The organism is Streptomyces sp. NPDC004561 (genome assembly GCF_053602155.1).
This window is the reverse complement of record NZ_JBSGDB010000571.1, coordinates 1-5,171: the sequence shown is the minus strand read 5'-3', so window position 1 is coordinate 5,171 and position 5,171 is coordinate 1. Positions and strand designations below refer to the sequence as shown.

Here is a 5,171-nt window from a genome sequence, read left to right as displayed (position 1 = left end):
GCTGTGTACCGACGAAGCCCTCGAACGGCACACCCTGCTGCCGTATACCCGACGCATCCGCGAGCTGACGCTGACCGCCGAGGAGACCGGGACGTCCTCCGCCTGGCCCAGCGCGTACAGCGCGGTGTCGATGGACAGCACCGCGGGGGCGCTCGCGGTGCGCAGCGGGTTGGCGTCGCCGTGCACGCCCTCGTACGACAGGAACAGGGACAGGGTGAGCAGGGCCGACAGGGCGAGCAGCAGGCGGTGGCGCAGCGCGAGGTCGCGGGCGGTCGTGCTGCGCTCGTCCGGCGTGCGCCGCCCGGCGCCGAGCGGGCGCGCGAGGACGCCGAGGACACGGGACGCCCCGCCCGCCGCCCGCGGCCGGTCGGCGGGGGCCACCCGGCCGCGGGTGGAGGGGGCGGCGGTCGTCGCGGTGCGCTGGGCCGAGGGCGGGAGCGGGCCGCCGGGGTGCGCGCCCTCGGCCGGGCCCCGCGTGCCCGTGCCGACGACCGGGCCCGGCGTTCCCGTGCCCTCGGCGCGTCCGCCGACCGGGGGCTCTCCGTCGGCGCTCACGCGGACGGCTCCCTGAGCAGACGGCCGCAGTCGCCGCCGCAGTAGACGGAGTCGGCCGGGCCGAGCCACTTGCAGTCGGGGCACTCGACCAGGTCGTCGGCGCCGGGGGCGGGTTCGGCGGAGCCGGGTGGGGCGGACGCCGGCGGGTCGGCGGCCGGGGGCCGCGGCGGGGTGGTCATGGCGCTGGAGAGGATCAGATGCTGCCAGTCGACGTCCTTCAGGCCGGTGCGGACCCGGCCGGTGCCCGGCCCGTCCTCGATCCGCCGCAGGGCGTCGAGCAGTTGGGTGTCGCCCAGTTCCCCGGCCAGTTCCAGGGCCCGCGCCAGCTCGCGGTCCGCGACCGGCCGGCCGTCGGCGGCGCGCAGCCAGGCCCGGTAGGCGCGGGCCACGGCGGCGCTCGCCTGCTGGTACAGCTCGTGCCGGCGGACCCCGGGGTGCCGCCGGGAGGCGTCGAGCGGGTTGTCGGTCCAGCGCACCAGGACGGGCTGCGGCGGGGGCAGCCGTACCGGGCGCCCGAAGTCGGGCACGACGACCTCGACGGCGGCGAGCTGGAGGTCCTCGCCCCGCTCGCGGCCGGTCGGGTCGGCCGCCAGCACCACCTGGAAGTGGCGGACCTCGTCGCCCCAGGCGCGGGTGACGTACTCGGTGCCCCGCTCGGCGAACCCGGCGGTGGTGGCGAGGAGTTCCTGTTCGCCGGGCACCACCTGTTTGACCTGCCGGATGACCGTGCCGGGGGTGGGGGTGAGCCTGATGCGCAGCTCGGGTACGGCCGTGCCGAGCAGCCCGGTGACCAGCTCCTCGTAGGCGGCGGTCAGTTCCGACTCGCTGCGGACCGCTCCGGCCCGGCCGTGCAGCCGCCGGGTGATGCGCAGCAGCAGTTCGGCGTCCCAGTCGTCGCCGATGCCCCAGGCGTCGCAGATGAAGCGGCCCTCGCAGGCGTCGAGGGCGGTGTCCAGGGGCATGGCGGCCCGGTGGTCGTGCTCGTTGCCTCCGTCGGTGAGCAGCAGGACGTGCTTGATGGGCGCGGGCTGTTCCTTCAGCAGCCGCCGGGCGAGGTCGAGCCAGGTGCCGATGGCGGTGCCGCCGTCCGCGTCCAGGATCCGTACGGCCCGCTCGGCGGCCGCGCGTTCGGCGGGACCGGCGACGGCGAGCACGGCGCGGTCCGGGCCGGGGTGCACGACGGTGGCGTCGAACCGGCCGGAGAGCACGGCGAAGGCGGTGCCCTCGGGCAGCATCCGGACCGCCGCGACGGTGGCGTCCTTGGCGGCGTGCAGTTTGGCGGCCGGGTGGAGCATCGAGCGGGAGGTGTCGATGATCAGCACCTCGGCGAGCGCGGGGCCGCGGCCGGGGGCGTGCCCCGTGACGAGCCCCGGGCCGCCGTGGCCGCGGACGCCGATCTCCAGGATCGCGTGCATCTCCCGGTCGGCGGACGGCCCGCCGGCGGACGGCGCGGCGGGCAGGTCCTTCTGCTGGCCGACCGCGAGCGTCACCTCGGTCTCCTCGGCCACGGTCATGCTTGCCTCTCCCCGGGGTTCGTGGGTGTCCTCAGAAGGTGGTCAGGGGCCGGACCGCGTGGGCCAGGTCGAGCAGCCGGCCGTGTTCCCCGGCGGTGCGGGCCTGGGCGGCCAGCTGCCGGAAGGAGTGCTCCAGCAGGGTGCGCAGGCTGTCCTCGTCGCCGGGGCCGAACAGGTCCCCGGCGGGGAACTCCGGGCCCCAGCCCCGTTCGGGCCGGCCGTGCAGGGCGTTCTCGCGGACCTCGGCGACCAGCCGGGCGCGGGACTCGCCGTCGGCGGCACCGCCGTCCAGGCGCAGCTCGGGCAGCCGCCGGGCCGCGTCCCGGAGGTCGGCCGGGGAGGGCGGGCGGCCGTGCAGCAGGCCGGTGCGGACGCGGACGGCGGCGATCCGGGCGGCGTCGTGGTGCCGGGAGGTGGCGGGGACGTCGTCGAGGACGCGGACGGCGGCGTCCCGGTCGCCGCCGGCCAGGTGGCCGCGGGCCAGGCCGAAGGCGGCGGCGGTGTGCGCGAAGTCCCGTTTCCAGACGGCCTCGTAGAAGCGCATGGCGCGGGCGGTGCGTCCGCCGCCGTGTTCGGCGCAGTGGCCGAGGGCGAGCTTGGGCACGTACTCGCCGGACAGCGCCCGGTACACGGCGTCGAAGCGGGCCCCGGCGAGACCCACCTCGCCCTTGCCGAGGTGCAGGACGCCGCGGTGCCAGGCGATGCGCCAGTCGTGGGCGGCGGCGCGTTCGCCGAGCTGGGTCTCGGCCTCGGTGAGCCAGCTCTCCGCCTCGTGCCGCTCGCCGCGTCTGAGGTAGGCGCGGCACAGCCACAGCGCGGTCTCGGGGGTGCCGAGCCGGGACTCGCGGGGCCACTGCCGGGCCACCCGGTCGGGGGCGTCGGGCGGGAAGGTGTCGAGCAGCAGGGCGGCGCCGTCGTCGGGGTCGGGGACCGGTTCCGGGAGGGCGCCGGCGACCTCGGCGGGCGAGGGCGGGGAGACGTCCAGCTCGGCCGGCCGCTCGCCGGGGCGGCCGGTCCAGTGGTCCAGGGCGGGTATCGCGCCGAGCCCGGCGTCGAGGCTGGCGCCGGTGGCCCGGAACCGGGTGGAGCTCTCCGGCAGCTGCTCGCCGAACTGCAGCGAACGGAACTCGCGGAGCACTTCCCACAGTTGGCGGGACATCTCGGCGGCCGAGCGGAACCGGGCGCGGGGTTCGGCGTGGGTGGCGCGGTCGACCAGGCGGCGGAAGGAGTCGGGGGCGAGGCCGCGGGCCGGTTCGGTGCCGCGGGCCAGGGCCTGGAGGGTCATGCCGACGGTGTAGAGGTCGCTGTCGACGTGCCAGCCGCGCGCGTCGATCTCCTCCTTCGGCGGGGCGAACGTGGCCGTGTACACGTAGGCGGAGGTGCGGTCGCCGGCCGCGCGGACCGCGCCGAGGTCGATGACCTTCACGGCCCGCCCGAAGTGGATGACGTTGGCGGGCTTCATGTCGCAGTAGAGCAGGCCGCGTTCGTGCATGTACTCCAGGGCGCCGAGGATCTTGCAGCCGTAGGTGAGGACGTGGTCGAGGCGGGGGCGGCCGTGGAAGACGCGTTCGGCGTCGTCGGCGTCGAAGAGCTGCTGCAGGGAGCGGCCGCCGATGTAGTCCATGACCAGGTAGCCGGTGGACGGGCCGCCGGACGCCCGGTGTTCGGCGTAGGTGATGATGCGGACGATGTCCGGGTGGTGCAGGTCGGTGAGGGAGCGGCGCTCCTCCACGGCGGTGCGGCGGGCGAGCGTGTCGTTGGCGTTGATCTGGCCCTTGAGGACGACCCGGTGGCCGTCGGCGCGGGTGTCCTCGGCGAGGTGGACCCAGCCGAGGCCGCCGCGGGCGAGGCAGCCGAGCACCTTGTAGTGGCCGGCGACCAGGTCCCCCTCGGCCAGCTGCGGCAGGAAGGAGTAGGGGGTGCCGCATCTCGGGCAGCGACCGGTGGCGCGGGCGGGCTGGCCGCCGTAGCCGACGCCGATGGTCATGGTGCAGCCGTCGGCGCCGCAGCGGCGGCCCTCGGTGGGCGGACGCGGGTCCGCGATCAGTACGTCGTCGGGGACGGGGACCTCGGGCAGGACGACCAGTCCGTGCTGGTCGAGTTCGCCGACTCCGGCGACGGCGTGCACGGTCGGCGGGCCCGGGCTCTCCTCGGCGGCGGGCGGGGACGGGTCCGGGGGCGTCCCGGGCGGCTCGGCGCGCGGTTCGGTGTGCCGGTGCCCGCAGGTGTCGCAGTAGCCGGTGCCCATGATGCGGCCCGCGCAGCCGGGCCGGACGCACGAGGTCACGACGCGCCCTCCTCTCCGGGCGGCCCGGTGTCGCCGCGTGATGTGACGGAGCAGAAGCCGAGGAACCGTGCGACGGCGGCCTCGGCGCGCTCCACGTCGCAGGGGGTCTGCCGCAGCAGGGACAGGGCGTCCTCGTAGAGCCGGTACGCCTCCACCACCCGGTCGCCGTCCGCGGCGGCCCGGCGGCGGCACAGGGGCCACTCGGCGCTGACCCGGCCGCGGAGTTCCTCGCAGCGGCGCAGCCGGGTGTCGAGGACGCCGAGGGCCTGTTCCAGGCGCTGCCGGCGGCGGTCGGCGGCGTCCTCGAACGTGAACAGCAGGTCGGCGCGCCGGGGCGCCCGCTCCTGTTCCGAGCTGTGGGCGACCCATGCGCGCAGCATCCGGGTGCGCCGCACGCCGGCCTCGGCCTGGTCCAGCAGCCGCCCGGTGCCGGGCCCGGCCGACACGCGGTCCCGGCGGGTGTCGAGCGCGGGCCCCAACTCGTCCACGATGCGGTCGAGTTCTGAGCCGAGCCGGGACCAGCGTTCGCGCAGCGGGCGCTGGACGAGGGACTCGGCGGCCTGTGCCGCGCGCCCGCCCTGGCGGCGGAAGACCAGCAGCAGCCGGGCGCCGTGCCGGGCGAGCCGGTCCAGCAGGCCGAGCAGGGCGTCGGGTTCGGCGCACTGGTCGACGCCGACCAGGACGGCGGCGAGCGGGACGCGCAGGGCGCCGAGCCGTTCGGGGCGGCTGGTAGTCGCGGTAGTCCGAGACCTTCACGTACCCGCCGGGCATGGTGTCCAGCCGCAGACCGGGCCCGCAGTCGTTGGTCAGGTGGT

Annotated in this window: 3 protein-coding genes and 1 pseudogene; all 4 read right to left on the bottom strand. The window is 76.8% G+C overall.

The window, feature by feature from the left end:
* Positions 1-555 (bottom strand): annotated as a pseudogene (locus tag ACWEN3_RS40980) (hypothetical protein); the annotation flags it as partial.
* Positions 552-2,069, bottom strand: coding sequence for a VWA domain-containing protein (locus ACWEN3_RS40975; protein ID WP_452982164.1), 1,518 nt, complete (start codon positions 2,067-2,069; stop codon positions 552-554). The gene ACWEN3_RS40975 and the pseudogene ACWEN3_RS40980, both read right to left, overlap by 4 nt.
* Positions 2,070-2,100: 31 nt before the next feature.
* Complete coding sequence (locus ACWEN3_RS40970; protein WP_452982161.1) at positions 2,101-4,356, bottom strand: tetratricopeptide repeat protein; 2,256 nt, start codon at positions 4,354-4,356, stop codon at positions 2,101-2,103.
* A complete protein-coding gene (locus tag ACWEN3_RS40965) occupies positions 4,353-4,844 on the bottom strand; it encodes a hypothetical protein (protein ID WP_452982158.1) in 492 nt (163 codons plus the stop codon). Before ACWEN3_RS40965 ends, ACWEN3_RS40970 begins: the two co-directional genes overlap by 4 nt.
* Positions 4,845-5,171 lie beyond the last annotated feature (327 nt).